Annotated in this window: 13 protein-coding genes; 10 read left to right on the forward strand and 3 right to left on the reverse strand. The window is 61.5% G+C overall.

The window, feature by feature from the left end:
* The first annotated feature begins 10 nt into the window (after positions 1-10).
* The 7 genes from benC to EEB13_RS28505 all read left to right on the forward strand — a co-directional run bounded on the left by benC (position 11) and on the right by EEB13_RS28505 (position 9,820).
* Positions 11-1,546 (forward strand): benzoate 1,2-dioxygenase electron transfer component BenC, encoded by a 1,536-nt coding sequence (benC, locus tag EEB13_RS28475; RefSeq protein WP_141486800.1) that lies wholly within the window; start codon positions 11-13, stop codon positions 1,544-1,546.
* Positions 1,543-2,325 carry a 1,6-dihydroxycyclohexa-2,4-diene-1-carboxylate dehydrogenase gene (locus EEB13_RS28480; protein ID WP_141486801.1) on the forward strand — a complete coding sequence of 261 codons (783 nt, stop codon included), beginning with the start codon at positions 1,543-1,545 and terminating at the stop codon, positions 2,323-2,325. Before benC ends, EEB13_RS28480 begins: the two co-directional genes overlap by 4 nt.
* A gap of 42 nt (positions 2,326-2,367) precedes the next feature.
* On the forward strand, positions 2,368-3,753 hold the full coding sequence (locus EEB13_RS28485; protein ID WP_033233588.1) for an MFS transporter: 1,386 nt from the start codon (positions 2,368-2,370) through the stop codon (positions 3,751-3,753).
* Entirely contained in the window at positions 3,750-6,452 is a 2,703-nt protein-coding gene (locus EEB13_RS28490; RefSeq protein ID WP_141486802.1) for a LuxR C-terminal-related transcriptional regulator, read from the forward strand. The genes EEB13_RS28485 and EEB13_RS28490 overlap by 4 nt, the downstream gene beginning before the upstream one ends.
* A 3-nt stretch (positions 6,453-6,455) precedes the next feature.
* A complete protein-coding gene (locus EEB13_RS28495; protein WP_033233590.1) occupies positions 6,456-7,700 on the forward strand; it encodes a benzoate/H(+) symporter BenE family transporter in 1,245 nt (414 codons plus the stop codon).
* Between the two features lie 74 nt (positions 7,701-7,774).
* Entirely contained in the window at positions 7,775-9,019 is a 1,245-nt protein-coding gene (gene aztD / locus EEB13_RS28500; protein WP_095887317.1) for a zinc metallochaperone AztD, read from the forward strand.
* 261 nt (positions 9,020-9,280) lie between these two features.
* The gene (locus EEB13_RS28505) at positions 9,281-9,820 is read left to right on the forward strand and encodes a hypothetical protein (RefSeq protein ID WP_033233855.1); all 540 of its coding nucleotides are present in this window, start codon (positions 9,281-9,283) and stop codon (positions 9,818-9,820) included.
* 14 nt (positions 9,821-9,834) lie between these two features.
* Here the strand turns inward: EEB13_RS28505 and EEB13_RS28510 are convergent, their stop codons facing one another.
* Positions 9,835-10,302: a VOC family protein gene (locus EEB13_RS28510; protein ID WP_095887318.1), complete on the reverse strand. Its 468-nt coding sequence runs from the start codon at positions 10,300-10,302 to the stop codon at positions 9,835-9,837.
* 103 nt (positions 10,303-10,405) lie between these two features.
* Here EEB13_RS28510 and EEB13_RS28515 point away from each other — a divergent pair, with 103 nt between their 5' ends.
* Positions 10,406-11,398 (forward strand): helix-turn-helix transcriptional regulator, encoded by a 993-nt coding sequence (locus tag EEB13_RS28515; RefSeq protein ID WP_141486803.1) that lies wholly within the window; start codon positions 10,406-10,408, stop codon positions 11,396-11,398.
* Positions 11,399-11,423: 25 nt separating this feature from the next.
* Here EEB13_RS28515 and EEB13_RS28520 read toward each other — a convergent pair whose 3' ends face one another.
* Entirely contained in the window at positions 11,424-12,269 is an 846-nt protein-coding gene (locus tag EEB13_RS28520) for a pentapeptide repeat-containing protein (RefSeq protein ID WP_095887320.1), read from the reverse strand.
* 257 nt (positions 12,270-12,526) lie between these two features.
* Between EEB13_RS28520 and EEB13_RS28525 the strand changes: the two genes are divergently transcribed.
* Positions 12,527-13,231: a TetR/AcrR family transcriptional regulator gene (locus EEB13_RS28525; RefSeq protein ID WP_095887321.1), complete on the forward strand. Its 705-nt coding sequence runs from the start codon at positions 12,527-12,529 to the stop codon at positions 13,229-13,231.
* Positions 13,228-13,965 (forward strand): SDR family oxidoreductase, encoded by a 738-nt coding sequence (locus tag EEB13_RS28530; RefSeq protein ID WP_033233596.1) that lies wholly within the window; start codon positions 13,228-13,230, stop codon positions 13,963-13,965. Before EEB13_RS28525 ends, EEB13_RS28530 begins: the two co-directional genes overlap by 4 nt.
* Here EEB13_RS28530 and EEB13_RS28535 read toward each other — a convergent pair.
* Positions 13,962-15,152: an NAD(P)/FAD-dependent oxidoreductase gene (locus EEB13_RS28535; RefSeq protein WP_141486804.1), complete on the reverse strand. Its 1,191-nt coding sequence runs from the start codon at positions 15,150-15,152 to the stop codon at positions 13,962-13,964. The two genes, EEB13_RS28530 and EEB13_RS28535, sit on opposite strands and share 4 nt — an antisense overlap.
* Between the last annotated feature and the right edge of the window lie 57 nt (positions 15,153-15,209).

Genomic DNA, 15,209 nt, shown 5'->3' on the forward strand with positions numbered 1-15,209 from the left:
GCTGTTCCCCATGACCTTTCAAATAGCACTGAGTTTCGAGGATGGCATCACCCGCTTCGTCGAATGCAACACCGACGAAACCGTCGCCGACGCCTCCTACCGCGCCCGGATCAACATCCCCCTCGACTGCCGCGACGGAGCCTGCGGCACGTGCAAGTCGCTGTGCGAGTCAGGCACTTTCGACGCCGGCGACTACATCGAGGAGGCACTCACGGACGACGAGGCCGAGCAGGGATACTGCCTGCCGTGCCAGATGGTGCCGGAATCCGACCTCGTACTGCAGATCCCCACCACCTCCGCCGTGGCCAAGACTGCTGCCGGTTCGTACACGTCCACCATCACCGAGATCGTTCGCCACTCGGATTCGACTGTCGGCTTCACCGTCGCGGTCGACAATCGCGCAGAACTGGTCTTCCTTCCCGGTCAGTACGTGAACATCCTCGTTCCGGGAACCGAAGCAACACGCTCGTACTCGTTCAGCACCGGCCCCGACGTCGAGTCGGCGTCGTTTCTGGTCAAGATCACGCCGGGAGGGCTGATGTCCGACTATCTCAGTCTGCAAGCGCAGGTCGGTGACACACTGGAATTGACCGGCCCGATGGGCAGTTTCTTCCTGCGTAGCGGGCAGCGACGCGCACTCCTGCTCGCCGGGGGAACCGGTTTGGCGCCACTGCTCTCGATCCTGGAGAAAATGCAGACCGACGGTGTGACTCGACCCGTTCACTTGATTTACGGTGTGAACTCAGACCTCGATCTGGTCGAACTGGAGAAGCTGAGTGCGTACGCAGCATCGTTGCCGCAGTTCACCTTCGACTACTGCGTATCCGATCCCGGCAGCGCAGCGCCGAACAAGGGATACGTCACGAGCTTGATCGAACCGGGTCATCTCGACGGCGGAGACGTCGACGTCTACCTGTGCGGCCCGCCGCCGATGGTCGAAGCCGTTCGCCAGCACTTCAAGAACGTGTCGATCACACCCACGAACTTCTACTTCGAGAAGTTCAACAGCGCGGCGACCCCGGCTGATTCACCGGCAAGCTCGATCGAAGAAACGGCAGCCGACACGTACGAGATCGGTGAAGAACACCTGCCTGTCGCGGAATCGGACGCACAGTTCGACGCCCGGATGGCGCTCGAACTCGGCGCAATGGAACTCACGATCGGGCGCCTTACTCCGGCACAGTTGACGGAGTACCGCATTCTGGCGGAGAACTCGGCAACCTCCATCGACCGCGACCACTTCACGGACGCAGCGGCATTCACCGAAACCAACGCCCTCTTCCACGACTTCCTCTTCCGCTGCACCGGCAACGACATACTGCTGCAGGCCTACCAACGTCTCGAGGTCACGCAGCTGATGAACCGAGTACTCCGGACCGCGGACTGGGTGGACGAACATGTCGCAGAGGATCACTCACGCATTGTGCGCGCATTCGAGCAGAATGATCGCGCCGCGGCCCGTGAGCTGATCGTTCAGCACAGCAAACACGCGAAGTCGACGATGCGACGTGCCATCACCGACGCTCGGGTCAGTGTGGCGTCGTGAGCGCACGTTACTTCTCCGGCCGGTTCGACGATCGGGTCGTTGTCGTCACCGGAGCGGCCCAGGGGATCGGGCGCAGCGTAGCCGAAAGAATCTCCGCCGAAGGCGGTTCCGTTGTTCTCGTGGACCGAGCAGAGCTGGTCCACGAGATTGCGGCACCGCTGGATCGTTCCCATTCGGTGACCGCAGATCTCGAGACCTTCGAAGGTGCCCAGCACGCAATAGATTCCGCGCTGAGACACTTCGGACACGTCGACGTACTGGTCAACAATGTCGGCGGCACAATCTGGGCAAAACCATACGAGCATTACACCCCGGAGCAGATCCATGCCGAAGTCACGCGTTCGTTGTTCCCCACCCTGTGGACGTGCCGAGCATTGCTACCCCACTTGATCGAACGGGCGAGCGGAACCATCGTCAACGTCTCCTCAGTCGCTACCCGGGGCGTCAACCGTGTTCCATACGCTGCGGCCAAGGGCGGAGTCAGCGCCATCACCGCGGCACTGGCGATGGAAGTCGCGCAGTACGGAATACGAGTCGTGGCAACAGCTCCCGGTGGAACGGAAGCGCCACCTCGCGTCGTGGCCCGCGGCCCCGGTGCACAGACCGACGAAGAGAAACTCTGGTACCAACAGATCGTCGACCAGACCGTCGACTCGTCACTACTCAAGCGTTACGGCACCCTCGACGAACAAACTGCCGCCATAACCTTCCTTGCCTCCGATGAGGCGTCGTACGTCACCGGAACGGTCCTTCCCGTTGCCGGCGGCGACCTCGGCTGAGCGAGTCACCCCAATTCCTGATCTCTCGAACGGAGATTTGTCATGTCCTCGATCGAACGCGGTTCCTGGGCCAGCGCCCGCCATCGCTCTTCAGTGCTGTGGGTAGTCACCATCGCAGCCATCGCCATCTTGTTCGACGGATACGACCTCGTCGTATACGGCACGATTCTGCCCGTCCTGATGGACGATCCCGGCCACATCGGAGTGCTTTCTGCCTCTCAAGCTGGAGCATTGGGCTCGTACGCCCTTGTCGGAGTCATGGTGGGTGCGTTGACGTGCGGCGCAATCGGTGACTACTTCGGACGCCGAAAGATGATGCTGATCAACATCGTCTGGTTCTCGGTCGGCATGGCGCTGGCGGCGTTTGCGACCAGCATCACCACCTTCGGGCTCCTGCGATTCTTCACCGGCATCGGCGTCGGCGGACTGGTTGCGACTGCCGGAGCAATGATCGCCGAGTTCGCCCCGCCAGGGCGTCGAAATCTGTTCAACGCCATCGTGTACAGCGGCGTCCCGGCCGGCGGCGTCATGGCGTCGATCCTGGCAATCATTCTTCGTGATTCCATTGGATGGCGGGGACTCTTTCTCATCGGCGCACTTCCGTTGATCATCCTGTTTCCGCTTGCGTGGTTCAAACTTCCCGAATCTCCCGCGTGGCTCGTCGCCCGCGGTCGGAGTGACGAAGCTCGGGCAATTTCCTCGAAAACCGGAATTCCCCTGCCCGTTATCGCCACTAGCCCCGCCGATTCGCCCGCAGAGCGAGTCGGCTTCCGAGCCTTGGCCAGCAAGCAATATGTTTGGGGCACAGCACTACTGGGCCTCATGAGTTTTGCCGGCCTTCTTCTGACCTACGGACTGAACACCTGGCTGCCCAAAATCATGGAGAACGCCGGATACAACGCCAAGGGTTCACTCTCGTTCCTGCTGGTCCTCAACGGCGGCGCGATCATCGGCGGACTACTGGCGTCGCGGATCGCCGACATCACCGGGCCCCAGCGGGTTGTCGCAACCACTTTCGGTTTGGCCGCATTAGCACTCCTACTGTTCACGTTCGGCTTCCCGCTACCCGTCCTTCTCGCATCTGTTGCGATCGCCGGGGTCGGCACAATCGGAACTCAGGTGCTCATCTACGGATTTGTCTCCAACTACTATTCGACGGCGGCCCGAGCGGCCGGCGTCGCGTGGTGCGCAGGCTTCGGCCGTCTCGGCGGCATCTTCGGCCCGCTGATCGGTGGAAGCTTGATCAGTGCCGGTATCAGTTCCGAGTCCGCGTTCTACGTGTTTGCCGGTATCGCCGTGCTTGGCTCCATCGTGACCTTCTTCGTACCTAAGCAGGCCCCAGATCTCGATACTGCCGCAACTCCTGCCGCAGAGGTCCGATCGGAAAACGAATCTCGCGGTGAGCCCGGCGTTACGGTAGTCAGGTGACACTTCGGGACGTGCTGGTGGGCCGAGAACGCGAACTGAGCGTTCTCGGCCAGGCATTGGCTGCGGCGAAGGCAGGCACTCCGTCCCTCGTTCTCGTAGAGGGCGATGCGGGCAGTGGCAAGTCCACTCTGGTCAGCCGGTTCTCCGAAATATCGGCGCAGCACACTCTTCGATCCGCTCGCGGATTGGAGTGGGAGTCTCAGACGCCGTTCGGGGTCGTCACACAACTACTCGACCATCCGGTGTCGGTCCACGATCCCGTCGTCATTGCCCAAGAGATTCTCGACAGCACTGACCAGTTGACCATGGTTGTCGTCGACGACGCCCACCACAGCGATGTCGGCTCACTTCAGGCGATTACTTCAGCGCTCCATCGGGGTCGGGGCGCGCAACTCTTGGTTGTGCTCGTCGTCGAGGATTCACCGCACATCAACGCCGAGGTCCGGCGCATTCTCGAACTTCACTGGTCGCAGCGACTGCACATCAGCGCCCTCGACGCCGCTGCCGTCATCGACATCGCGCGGGTTCGCAACGGAATTGATCTCAGTTCCGGCGTCGCGCTCCAACTTCAGGAGTTCACAGCGGGCAACACACTCGACGTCGTCTCGCTACTCGACGAATTGCCGCCGACGTACTGGACTCAGTGGCACCGCACCTTGCCTGTTCCCCGCTATCGCGCAGCGTCGATCGCAGGCACACTTGCGCAGTGCTCCGAGGGTGCACGCACTTTGGTCGAAGCCGCCGCGATCCTCGGGCGCAGCACGACGTTGTCGCACCTCGCTCAACTAGCCGAAGTCGACGACATCGTCAGCGCGCTGGACAACGCCTTTGGTTGCGGTCTTCTCACCGTGCACGAGCAGCGCGGCAGCACCGAAGTATCCGTTCGAGGAAAGATGGTTGCGGCTGCCGTGAGCGCCACCTTAGGACCTACTCGACTGCACCAACTGCATTGTCGCGCAGCCGAGATCGCCTGGGGAGACGGCGAGCGGTTGTTCCATCTGGCTGCCGCCGCCACGACGCACGACGAAGCACTGGCCTCAGAACTGGTGACCTACGCCGAACTCCGGGCAGCCGACGGCGCGTGGTCCGAGGTGGCCGACGCAATGGTCACCGCCAGCCGTCTCACCACCAGCAGAAGCGACCACGAGACTCGACTACTGAGGGGAATTGACGCGCTGACCGGTGCTGGCGACATTCCACACGCCATGGACTTCGTTCCCGAAATCGAGAGTATTACGCGCGGACCGCTGCGCGACGCCGTCCTCGGATACCTCGCGATTCACCGGGGACGCCCAACCGAAGCTGCTGACCTACTGACTCGCGCTTGGAGCAGTTGCCCTGCGGATCTCGATCCCGCAGTCGCGGCAATGATCGCCCAGCGAATGGTCCTGCATTCTCTGGCCAGACTCGACGGCGCTGCTTTGGTCCAGTGGGTCGACCGCGCAGTCGAATTGGTCGGTCCGTCAGATCCTGCCGCAGTGGAGTCCGAAGCGATAAAGGGCCTCGGACTGGGTGCCACCGGACACACCGAACAGGCGCTCGCGGCCTACGAAGAACTGTCGGACCGCATCAGGCCCGGCGCGCAAGCTCAGCGATTCCAGATGGGCCGCGGTTGGCTCGAGCTGGCAGTGGATCATCCCGAGGCGGCTCGTCGCGATCTCGAAAGCGCAGTGTCCACTGAATTTTCCAGCGGCTCGGCGCGTATCTCGCTGTGGGCGCAGGCCTGGCTTGCCCGCACACAGTTCGCCTTGGGGGCGTGGGACGACGCACTGTCGACGATCGACAGTGCCGCCGCGCAAGTCGATCGTTTCGAAATCGACATCGTCCGACCGTTGGTGCATTGGTCCGGGGCACAAATTCACGCGCTTCGCGGAAACTGGGACCTGGCCCGCAATCACGTGCGCCGCGCGCATGTTGGTGCACATTCCTACGAAATCATGTACGTTCCTTCGCTTCTCGCCCGGGCACAATTCTCCGAAGCTGCGGCCGACTACGCCGATGTACTGGCAGCGCTGACGCCCCTGACCTCGAGCACGTCACAACAGTGGCTCGACGAACCCGGGTTCTGGCCGTGGGTCGATCTCTATGCGAATGCTCTCGTGATGGTCGGTCGGGTCGACGACGCCGATACCTTCCTCCAACCACACGAGAAGACCGCACGCATTCGCGGGCACCGTTCTGCCACAGCACGTCTTGGATATGTTCGTGGCAGAATCCATGGAGCCCGAAGCGAACTCGGCGCCGCCAGAAACTGTTTCGACGACGCGCTTCTCAGCCTCGAGGACCTGCCACTCCCCTACGACCGTGCCCGAATCAATTTTGCCTACGGCCAAACTCTCCGGAGAGCCGGCAAACGCGCAGAGGCAGACGTCGTACTGAGGGACGCACGCGAGCTCTACTACGCGCTGGGCGCAGCGACATACGTCGAGCGTTGTGAGCGTGAGCTGCGTGCCGGCGGGTTGAACCTTTCACGTATGGACAAGGGAATCACCGATCTGACCCCACAAGAGCGAGCCGTTGCGGATCTTGTCGCTGCCGGCAAGTCCAACAAGGAAGCTGCGGGCGAATTGTTTCTCTCTGTCAAGACAATCCAGTATCACCTCACTCGTGCGTACGCAAAGCTCGGACTGCGCTCTCGTAGCGAACTTGCGGCGCTCTTTCGTGAACGCGAACTTGGCGATCCACACCAGGAGACCTGAAACATGTCGAACACCTCGACAATTGCACCCACTCGTGTCATCACCGAGCCGCTACCCCAACCTCTCTACAGTCCTCGGCGCGTCTTGCGAGACTTCGGCGGAACATACGGCGCAAACGCAGTTATCGGGATTGTCTTCTCTGCCACCGGCCCAGTAGCGGTCATCCTTGCTGCCGGCTTGGCCGGCGGGCTGAGCCAATCACAATTGGCCTCTTGGATTTTCGGCGCCTTCTTCGTCAACGGAATCTTGACGATCACCGCGTCCTGGCTGTACCGGCAACCACTGGCGTTTTTCTGGACGATTCCCGGAACCGTCGTCGTCGGCGCGTCCCTGCATCATCTTCCGTGGGAGCAGGCGATCGGAGCATTCTTTGCAACGGGCGTTCTGATCTTGCTGCTGGGATTGACGGGGTGGATCACACCGATCATGAATGCACTCCCCATGCCCATCGTCATGGCAATGGTGGCAGGCGTTTTCCTTCACTTCGGTACCGACCTGGTAGAGGCGCCCGCCCACGACGCCGCCATTGCACTGCCGATGATCGTCACCTTTGTTGCACTCAGCGCCTTCGCGAAACTGGGAAGGTATATCCCTCCCGTTCTCGGTGCCTTGATTGTCGGGGTGGTGGTCGTTCTCGCGACCGGACGGTTCGCACCTACCGGCGGCGATCACGAATGGTTTGCGCACCCAGTGCTGTCCACACCGGCATGGTCGTGGCAGGCAATGATCGAACTTGTTGTGCCGCTGGCGATCACCGTGGTCGTTGTGCAGAACGGCCAAGGGATCGCAGTCCTGCGAGCGGCCGGACATCAACCGCCGATCGGCAGCGCAACGATTGCGTGTGGCGTGTTCTCACTCGTGAACGCGGCGGTGGGGTGCGTGTCAACCTGCCTGACCGGGCCAACCAATGCTCTCCTGTCAGCATCCGGGGAACGAACACGGCAGTACACCGCCGGCATCTTCTGTGGGGTACTCGCGGTTGTCTTCGGCCTTTTTGCCCCGACCTTCGTGTCGATGATGCTGGGCACGCCCGCTGCGTTCATCGTGACACTGGGCGGATTGGCAATGCTGAAGGCATTGCAAGGAGCTTTCGTCACCGCATTCGGGTCGCGATTCACCTTCGGTGCGTTGATCGCATTCCTCGTGACGATCTCTGACGTCGAACTGTTCAATATTGGCGGCGCATTCTGGGGACTCGTGGTGGGAGTGATCGCCTCACGCATCCTCGAGCGCTCCGACTACTCCTGAAGACTGCCCTGACATGCGAATATTCGCATGTACGACTTTGACAATCATTTACATTAAGCAGTAGATCTATACCCATGCACCTCACTACCCGCGTATCGCGGCGCCTCACTCTGGCCACATCAGTGGGCCTCTCACTTGCCCTTGTCACAGGATGTTCCTCCGACACCACGGACGCGGCGGAGGCAACAACCACCGCCGCGTCGTCAGCACCGAATGAACAAGCTTCGGCAACACCACGTCTCGCAATCTCCTACGACGGCGGCGTCCTGGTACTGGACGCAACCTCGCTCGACGTAGTCGGCGAAACCGCGATCGAGGGCTTCACGCGACTCAACCCGGCCGGCGACGGTCGGCATGTCATGATCTCCGCCGGCGAAGCGTTCAAGGTTCTCGACACCGGCACGTGGTCGTCGGCACATGGTGACCATTCCCATTACTACACAGCCGATCCCGTGATGTCGGACGTCGAGTTCGCAGCCAACGAGCCCGGACACGTTGTACGACATGCCGGAAAAACTGTCCTCTTCAACGATGGATCCGGCCTGGTCGAAATCTTCGATCCCGTCCAATTGGCCAAGCGTCAGCCACGCGTCGAGACCTACACAACCCCGGAACCCCATCACGGGGTGGCTGTCGCACTCGCCGACGGAGGGCTGTTGACCACCATCGGAAACTCCGAGTCCCGCAACGGAATTGCAGTGCTCGATACCAACCGCGCGGAGGTCATGCGCAACGAGCAGTGCCCCGGCGTCCACGGTGAAGCCGTTGCAGCAGACGAGACGATCGTGCTGGGCTGCCAGGACGGCCTGCTCGTGTACAAGAACGGCGCGATCACCAAGGTCCAGAGCCCCGATGTGTACGGCCGCATCGGCAACCAGGCCGGTTCCGAAGAGTCGGACATCGTGCTCGGTGACTACAAGACCGATCCTGACGCCGAACTCGAACGACCACAACGAATCTCGCTCACCAATACCACCACGTCGGAACTGAAGCTCGTTGATCTCGGCACCAGCTACACCTTCCGATCACTCGGTCGCGGACCGCACGGCGAGGCCCTTGTTCTCGGGACCGACGGCGCTATCCACGTCATCGACCCGAACACCGGCGCAGTGACCAAGAAGATTGCCGTCATCGGCGAGTGGACCGAACCCACTGAATGGCAGGAGCCCAGGCCCACCCTGTTCACACTGGACCACACCGCCTATGTCACCGACCCCGCGTCGAAGAAGCTGATCGCCGTCGACCTCGAAGACGGCAGCATCCTGACCGAAACCACACTCGATCACACCCCGAACGAATTGACCGGCGTCACTGGCTGATTCGGATTTCGCTTCTGCCCCCGTCTCACACCGAGGTGGGGGCCGAAGCCGTCTTACGAGCACGGATCCCGAACGGCATGTCGACCACCAGCCACATTTACACCGAAGCCACCGGCGAATACAGCGTTCTGCAGGTATTCAGATTTCAGCAACCGAAGATGAACAGTCCAGATCCATTTGATTCCTCTTCTTCAGAAAGTTACCGACGACGAGACCGCAGGGGAAGCCTCGAATCGCGACGGGATTGTTAGTGTCGAGGACGTGCTCACACATGGATTGACGGTGGACGGCCAACCAACGCTCGAACACATTGATTTCGCCGTTTTGGATTCCTTTCGTTTCCCGGATGGGGACGGCTTCCCCGCTTCATATCGTGCATTTATCCGGCATGCAGGTTGGGCGCGGTCCTTCGGACTCTGGCTCATCTACCCGCCCGTGCATCCCGGATTTGCCGATGGCTGGCAAGGGCGCGCAGGGTATCTCACCGCGAACCTCCATTCCGCCTACCGAGAGGGTCACAGCGAGGAGTTCGATTGGATGGTCGAACCCGACGGCGATTGGTCGCTCCCCGCCTCGCTGCACGTGTTCGGATTGAGCGAGAACGGCGACGCTCTGCTGTGGGATACAACATCGCGCGGCACCGACGGGGAGTTCCCAGTCTGGGAATCACGCTCACTCAACTCTCTCCACCGACTCGGCGACAGTCTCTCCGAAGCACTTCCGTCCATCCGCGATCGAGCTTTGAGCTTGTTCGGACCGCGCACTTACGACATCGAACCACTCCCTCCGATCCCACTCTGAAGCACGAGGAGTGACTACGCCGGGCTTTCCGCGGCGGAGACGTCGAGGATCCAGGTCACCCCGAACGCATCGGTGAGCATGCCGAAACCGGGGCTCCACGCTGCCGCGGCGAGGCCCTCGACGATGGATGCGCCGGCCGAGAGCTTGGCCCAGTAATTCTGCACCTCTTCGAGGGTCTCCCCGCGAACGGAGACGAAGAACGGTTGGTCGGTGATCGTGGTGCCGTTCTCGCGGTGCGTCGAACCGGCATTGCCTGCCGAACGGCTCGACTGTCCTGGGATGTCGTACGCCATCACACGAAAGCCGTCCTCAGTCTCGATCCGGCCGAATACGACGCCCTGCGCGCCGGGCACGTCTTTGGGCATCCCGAAGTCGCCGTAGGTTGCAATTGTGACCTGGCCACCGAAGACGGACTGGTAGAACTCCAGGGCTGCTCGGGCGTCGCCGCGAAAGTTGAGGTGGGTCGTTGTCTTGATGCTCATGCCTGCTCCTAGTAAGAACGCTGTCCGGCTTTCTTCTTGACGACTGCCACTCTCACAGGCGTCTAGGACGGTTTTTGTCCTAGACTCGAACTAATCTCGTGAGATGGCGACCACGTCCCGGCTCTTGAATCTGCTGTCCCTGTTGCAGACCAGGCGTGACTGGCCAGGCGCCCTACTCTCCGAGCGGCTCGACGTCAGTCATCGCACGGTCCGCCGCGACATCGACCGGCTGCGGGGAATGGGCTACAACATTGTGGCAACCATGGGCCCGGACGGCGGATACCGACTCGATGCGGGCAGTGAGCTGCCTCCCCTGCTGTTCGACGACGATCAAGTCATCGCGTTGGCTGTTGCCCTGCAGACGGCGACCATGACCGGCGCCGGAATCGAAGAGGGTGCAGTTCGTGCTCTGACCACCGTGCGGCAAGTGATGCCGTCGCGTCTGCGCCATCGGCTCGACGCTCTCGCCTTCACTGCGATTTCGGCCCGCCCCGGTGACACGGCGTCCGACTCCGTGTCACCGGAGGTACTCGTTACGATGTCCACAGCGATCCGCGCTCTCGAAGTGCTCCGTTTCGATTATGCGAGCGACCGCCCGGCCGACAGTTCAACCGATAACGGCGAACCAGCGCCCCCACGCCGGGTGGAGCCGCATCATCTCGTGACCTCCAATCGTCGCTGGTACCTCGTCGCGTGGGATCTCGAGAGAGACGAATGGCGAATCTTCCGCGCCGATCGAATCGCCCCGCGCACCCCGAACGGCCCCCGTTTCACGCCGAGGGAGATCCCCGGCGGCGACGTAACCGAATACGTGTCCGGGCGCTTCAAAGGCTCGGAACAAACCAACAAGTGGCCTTGCCATGGCAAGGTCATTCTCCATCGGCCGGCCAGTTACGTTCTCCCCTTTGCCGGGGACGGCATCGTCGAAGATCTTGGCCCCGACCGGTGCAGTCTCGAAGCCGGATCATGGTCCTGGGTGGCTCTCGCAGCATCTCTCAACCGATTCGACACCGACATCGATGTCGTCGGACCAGCAGAACTGACCCGCGCCTTTGCGCAACTCGCCGCCCGCAACGCTGCGACCGCTGCGAATTAGATGCTCTCCCCGGCGACAGGTCCCGCTAGCGAACAAGCCAATGTGGCGGGGCTGCAACACCGGCGGGCAAACATGTGTCACCGTTACCTCTGGCTGCGTTCACCTGGGGCTGGGTGACGAACAACGCGGCCGAGAGATCCGCGCCATCCAACCTGGCATCACGCAGATCCGCCCCGAGCAGATCTACCGCTGTGAGGTCACTTCCCCTCAGATCCACGGCGATCAAGCAGGCCCCTCGCAGATCGGCCCCACACAACCTGTGTGCGCGCAGGTCCGATCCAGCAAGGTCCACTTCGGCGGCGATGCTCGGGTCCAACTGATCAACTTCGGCAAAGTAGGAAGCCCGAACTTCCGCACTGATCTCCATCAGCACTGCCCTGACCACAGAATGTAATGCGCCGATGTCAGTCGAGAACAGTTCGGCCTGTCCGCCGCGGATCAGTGCGGCAATTGTGGATGCGAGTTCGCGAGCTTCGTGCGCAGCGTCCGGGTCATAGGTGCGTTCCTGCGCCTCGAACAGGTACCACAGCATCTCGTGCAACTGTTTGACGATCTTGAAGGCGGAGAACATGTATTGCTGCGCATCAGGACGCTCGCGCCAGCTGACGCCGGAGAACAACTGCTGCGACACAACCTGTCCCGCACCGAAGCAGTCGAAGACCGTGCAGCCGCGGAACCCCCGGGATCGAAGTCCTTCATGGACAGTGCAGGAGAAATTCGAGCCGAGGTGCCGGCACGGAGAACCCGCGGGCTTGTCCTCGGCAAAATCTACCGATCGCGAGAACCCGAAGGCCGTGCAGCACAAGGCAAAACAGTTACTGCAGTCGGCGCGCAGATCCTCGCGCCGAACAGATGAGTGTGTCGATGACATGATGAAGTGAGCTCCAAAGTGGGGATTCCAATGCAGGACAGGAGGCGGGAACCCGAGGTCGGGTTCCCTCTCGGGACACACGGAATCACCACCGCGCGCAGGCGCGGCACACAATCATCGCGACGGGTCTGGATCACAGACAAGTTTTGTTTATCACTGCAAACAAAGTACCAGTTCAGGCACGACGAGTCCGCGACAGGTCGAGCAACCGAACGACGGCGTACCAATGATAACAATATTCTGTTATCGTTGATTACATGAGCTCGAGAGCAAAGATACTGGCGGCGGCAACCGAGTTACTCAACTCCTCTCCGGACGGCGACATCTCCACCCGCGCCGTCTGCGAGAGAGCCGGCGTTGGCGCCCCCGCGCTCTACCGCCAGTTCGGCGACAAAGACGGCCTGCTAGCAGCCGTCGTCGAAGCCGGGTTCTCCGAGTACCTCGCAGGCAAACGCGCTGCGATCCCCTCCGCAGATCCGGTAGCCGATCTACGTGCCGGCTGGGACGCGCATACGGCGTTCGCGCTCGCACATCCTGCGCACTACCGGTTGTTGCATTCACCATCCGCACAGAGCGCCGACACCGCCATGCAAGCCCAGGTGCTACTTCGATCCGTTCTCGAACGCTGCTCTGCCGCAGGTCTTCTGACCGTATCCGTCGACGTGGCAACGCAGATGGTGATGTCCGCCAATGCGGGCGTCGCACTGATGCTCGTCGTGAGACCGCAGCAGTATCCCGACCCGACACTGTCGGGGCGTGTTCGCGACGGAATCCTCGCATCCATCATCGACGAATCCGGCACCCCGCAGGACGCCTCGCTCAACACCGTCGCATCCACCCTGGAGACCCAACTCGCTACGGCAGATTCAACTTCCCTCTCCACCAACGAGGTTGGACTGCTGCGCGAGTGGCTCCGCAAGCTGTCCGACGCACCCGAACCCACTTCAGGAGTTACATCATGACTGACACCACCACCCGCGTCGCCATCGTCACCGGAGCGTCCGGCGGCATCGGCCGAGCAACTGCAGAGAAGCTCGCGGCCGACGGAATGGCTGTCGCCGTTCACTATTCGGGAAATCTTCAACGCGCCCAGGAAACAGTCGACACCATCGTCGCAGCGGGCGGGCACGCCATCGCGGTGCACGCCGATGTCGCAGACGAAGGTGAAGTAGCCGCACTGTTCGACACGGTCGAGCAGGAGTTCGGAGGCATCGACGTTGTTGTCCACGCAGCCGGAATCATGATTCTCTCGACCGTCGCCGAATTGAACTTCGACGACTTCGACCGGATGCACCGCACCAATGTTCGGGGCACGTTTGTTGTCGATCAACAAGCCGCGAGGCGGGTGCGCAGCGGCGGTGCCATCATCAACTTCTCCACCTCCGTGAAGAAGCTGGCCTTCCCGACCTACGCTGCGTACGCGGCCACCAAAGGCGCAGTGGACGCGATCACGCTAGTTCTTGCGAAAGAGCTACGTGGACGCGACATCACAGTCAACGCCGTGGCACCAGGCCCCACCGCCACCGACCTGTTTCTGGACGGGAAAGACGAAGCGACAGTGGAGAACCTGTCGAAGATGGCGCCCCTCGAACGGCTCGGAACTCCGCTCGACATCGCGGAGGCAGTCTCGTTTCTCGCCGGCCCGGCGCGGTGGGTCAACGGTCAGGTGATCTACGTCAACGGCGGCGTCGTCTAGCGCATCTCCCCCGCTCCCACGTATGGATTAAGGCTGACGAGAGGCTTTCCCTCGGCAAATCTGCTGAATCGGAAATCGTTGCCGTCCACGGCCGAATCACTACTGATGCCATCGAGAATCAGATCGGCAACCAGCCGTCCGACAGCCGGGGAAATCTTGTATCCGTGTCCGCTGAAACCGACTGCGAGGAAAAGTCCGTCGACAGGTGACGGGCCGATGATCGGGTTGTAGTCCGGAGTGATGTCGTAACAACCCGCATACGACGACGCCAAACGTGGATCCGGCATCGACGGCAGCAGACGCTCGAGCTTGCCGATCGCGGTCTCCACAAATGCATCCCCTGCCCGGTTCAGGTAGTTGTCCGGGTCGGCAAACTCAGGCGCAGAGTGATCACTGTTGCCTACCAACAGGTCTGCGTTGGGTTCGCGCCGGATGTACTGCAGGTTCACCAGGTCCGAGAAGGTGGGCACGAGCGGGGTAGGTTCCCCCTGATCAACGAGCAGCAATTGCTCCCACTGCACCTTGATCGGAATGTCGACTCCGACCGTCGCGGCCAACGCGGGCGACCATACGCCGGTAGCAAGAACAACAGTATCCGCATGGATCTCGGCGCCGTCGGCAAGTGTGACGCCGTAGACGGATCCATCCCCTCGCGTCAGAAGTGTTGTCACTTCGGTCGATTGACGAACTGTCACGCCGAGTTCGCGCGCTTTCGTGCCGTATGCCATCCCCGTCATGTACGCATCGCCGTGCCCACCCAACGGTTCGTAGGCAAAGGCCGCGAAGTCGTCCAGGTTGATGCCCGGCCAGAATGCTCGAACGGCGTCGGCGTCGATGAGGTCGACGGGCACACCCAGAGCACGATGCATCTCGACATTTGCCAACAAGGGTTCTGTGTTGTTGCCGCCAACCCCGACTATGTAACCGGTCTGACGGAAGCCGATATCGGTGCCGAGTACCTGTTCTGCATCCGAAAAGACCTGGACCCCATGCCAGGCCATCGCCGCCAGCGACGGGACCCCGTAGTGGCAGCGAACAATTCCACTCGATTTGCCCGTCATCCCCGAGCACATCGTATTACGCTCGAGCACAACTACATCCGACTCGCCCCGCAGCGCAAGCGACCACGCAATCGCAAGGCCCTCGAGGCCACCTCCCACGATCACTATCCGCGCATGCTCCGCCATCACTTACTCCTGTCTCGAGTTTCTCAACAAGAGACAGTGTTTCATAAAATGAAACCA

The organism is Rhodococcus sp. WS3, from assembly GCF_003797085.1.
GTDB classification, from domain to species: Bacteria; Actinomycetota; Actinomycetes; order Mycobacteriales; family Mycobacteriaceae; genus Rhodococcus_F; species Rhodococcus_F globerula.

What these genes read in the sequence shown, in the direction of transcription:
- benC (WP_141486800.1), top strand. Translation starts at nt 11, where the DNA reads ATGACCTTTCAAATAGCACTGAGTTTCGAGGATGGCATCACCCGCTTC.
- EEB13_RS28485 (WP_033233588.1), top strand. Translation starts at nt 2,368, where the DNA reads ATGTCCTCGATCGAACGCGGTTCCTGGGCCAGCGCCCGCCATCGCTCT.
- EEB13_RS28495 (WP_033233590.1), top strand. Translation starts at nt 6,456, where the DNA reads ATGTCGAACACCTCGACAATTGCACCCACTCGTGTCATCACCGAGCCG.
- aztD (WP_095887317.1), top strand. Translation starts at nt 7,775, where the DNA reads ATGCACCTCACTACCCGCGTATCGCGGCGCCTCACTCTGGCCACATCA.
- EEB13_RS28510 (WP_095887318.1), bottom strand. Translation starts at nt 10,302, where the DNA reads ATGAGCATCAAGACAACGACCCACCTCAACTTTCGCGGCGACGCCCGA.
- EEB13_RS28515 (WP_141486803.1), top strand. Translation starts at nt 10,406, where the DNA reads ATGGCGACCACGTCCCGGCTCTTGAATCTGCTGTCCCTGTTGCAGACC.
- EEB13_RS28520 (WP_095887320.1), bottom strand. Translation starts at nt 12,269, where the DNA reads ATGTCATCGACACACTCATCTGTTCGGCGCGAGGATCTGCGCGCCGAC.
- EEB13_RS28525 (WP_095887321.1), top strand. Translation starts at nt 12,527, where the DNA reads ATGAGCTCGAGAGCAAAGATACTGGCGGCGGCAACCGAGTTACTCAAC.
- EEB13_RS28530 (WP_033233596.1), top strand. Translation starts at nt 13,228, where the DNA reads ATGACTGACACCACCACCCGCGTCGCCATCGTCACCGGAGCGTCCGGC.
- EEB13_RS28535 (WP_141486804.1), bottom strand. Translation starts at nt 15,152, where the DNA reads ATGGCGGAGCATGCGCGGATAGTGATCGTGGGAGGTGGCCTCGAGGGC.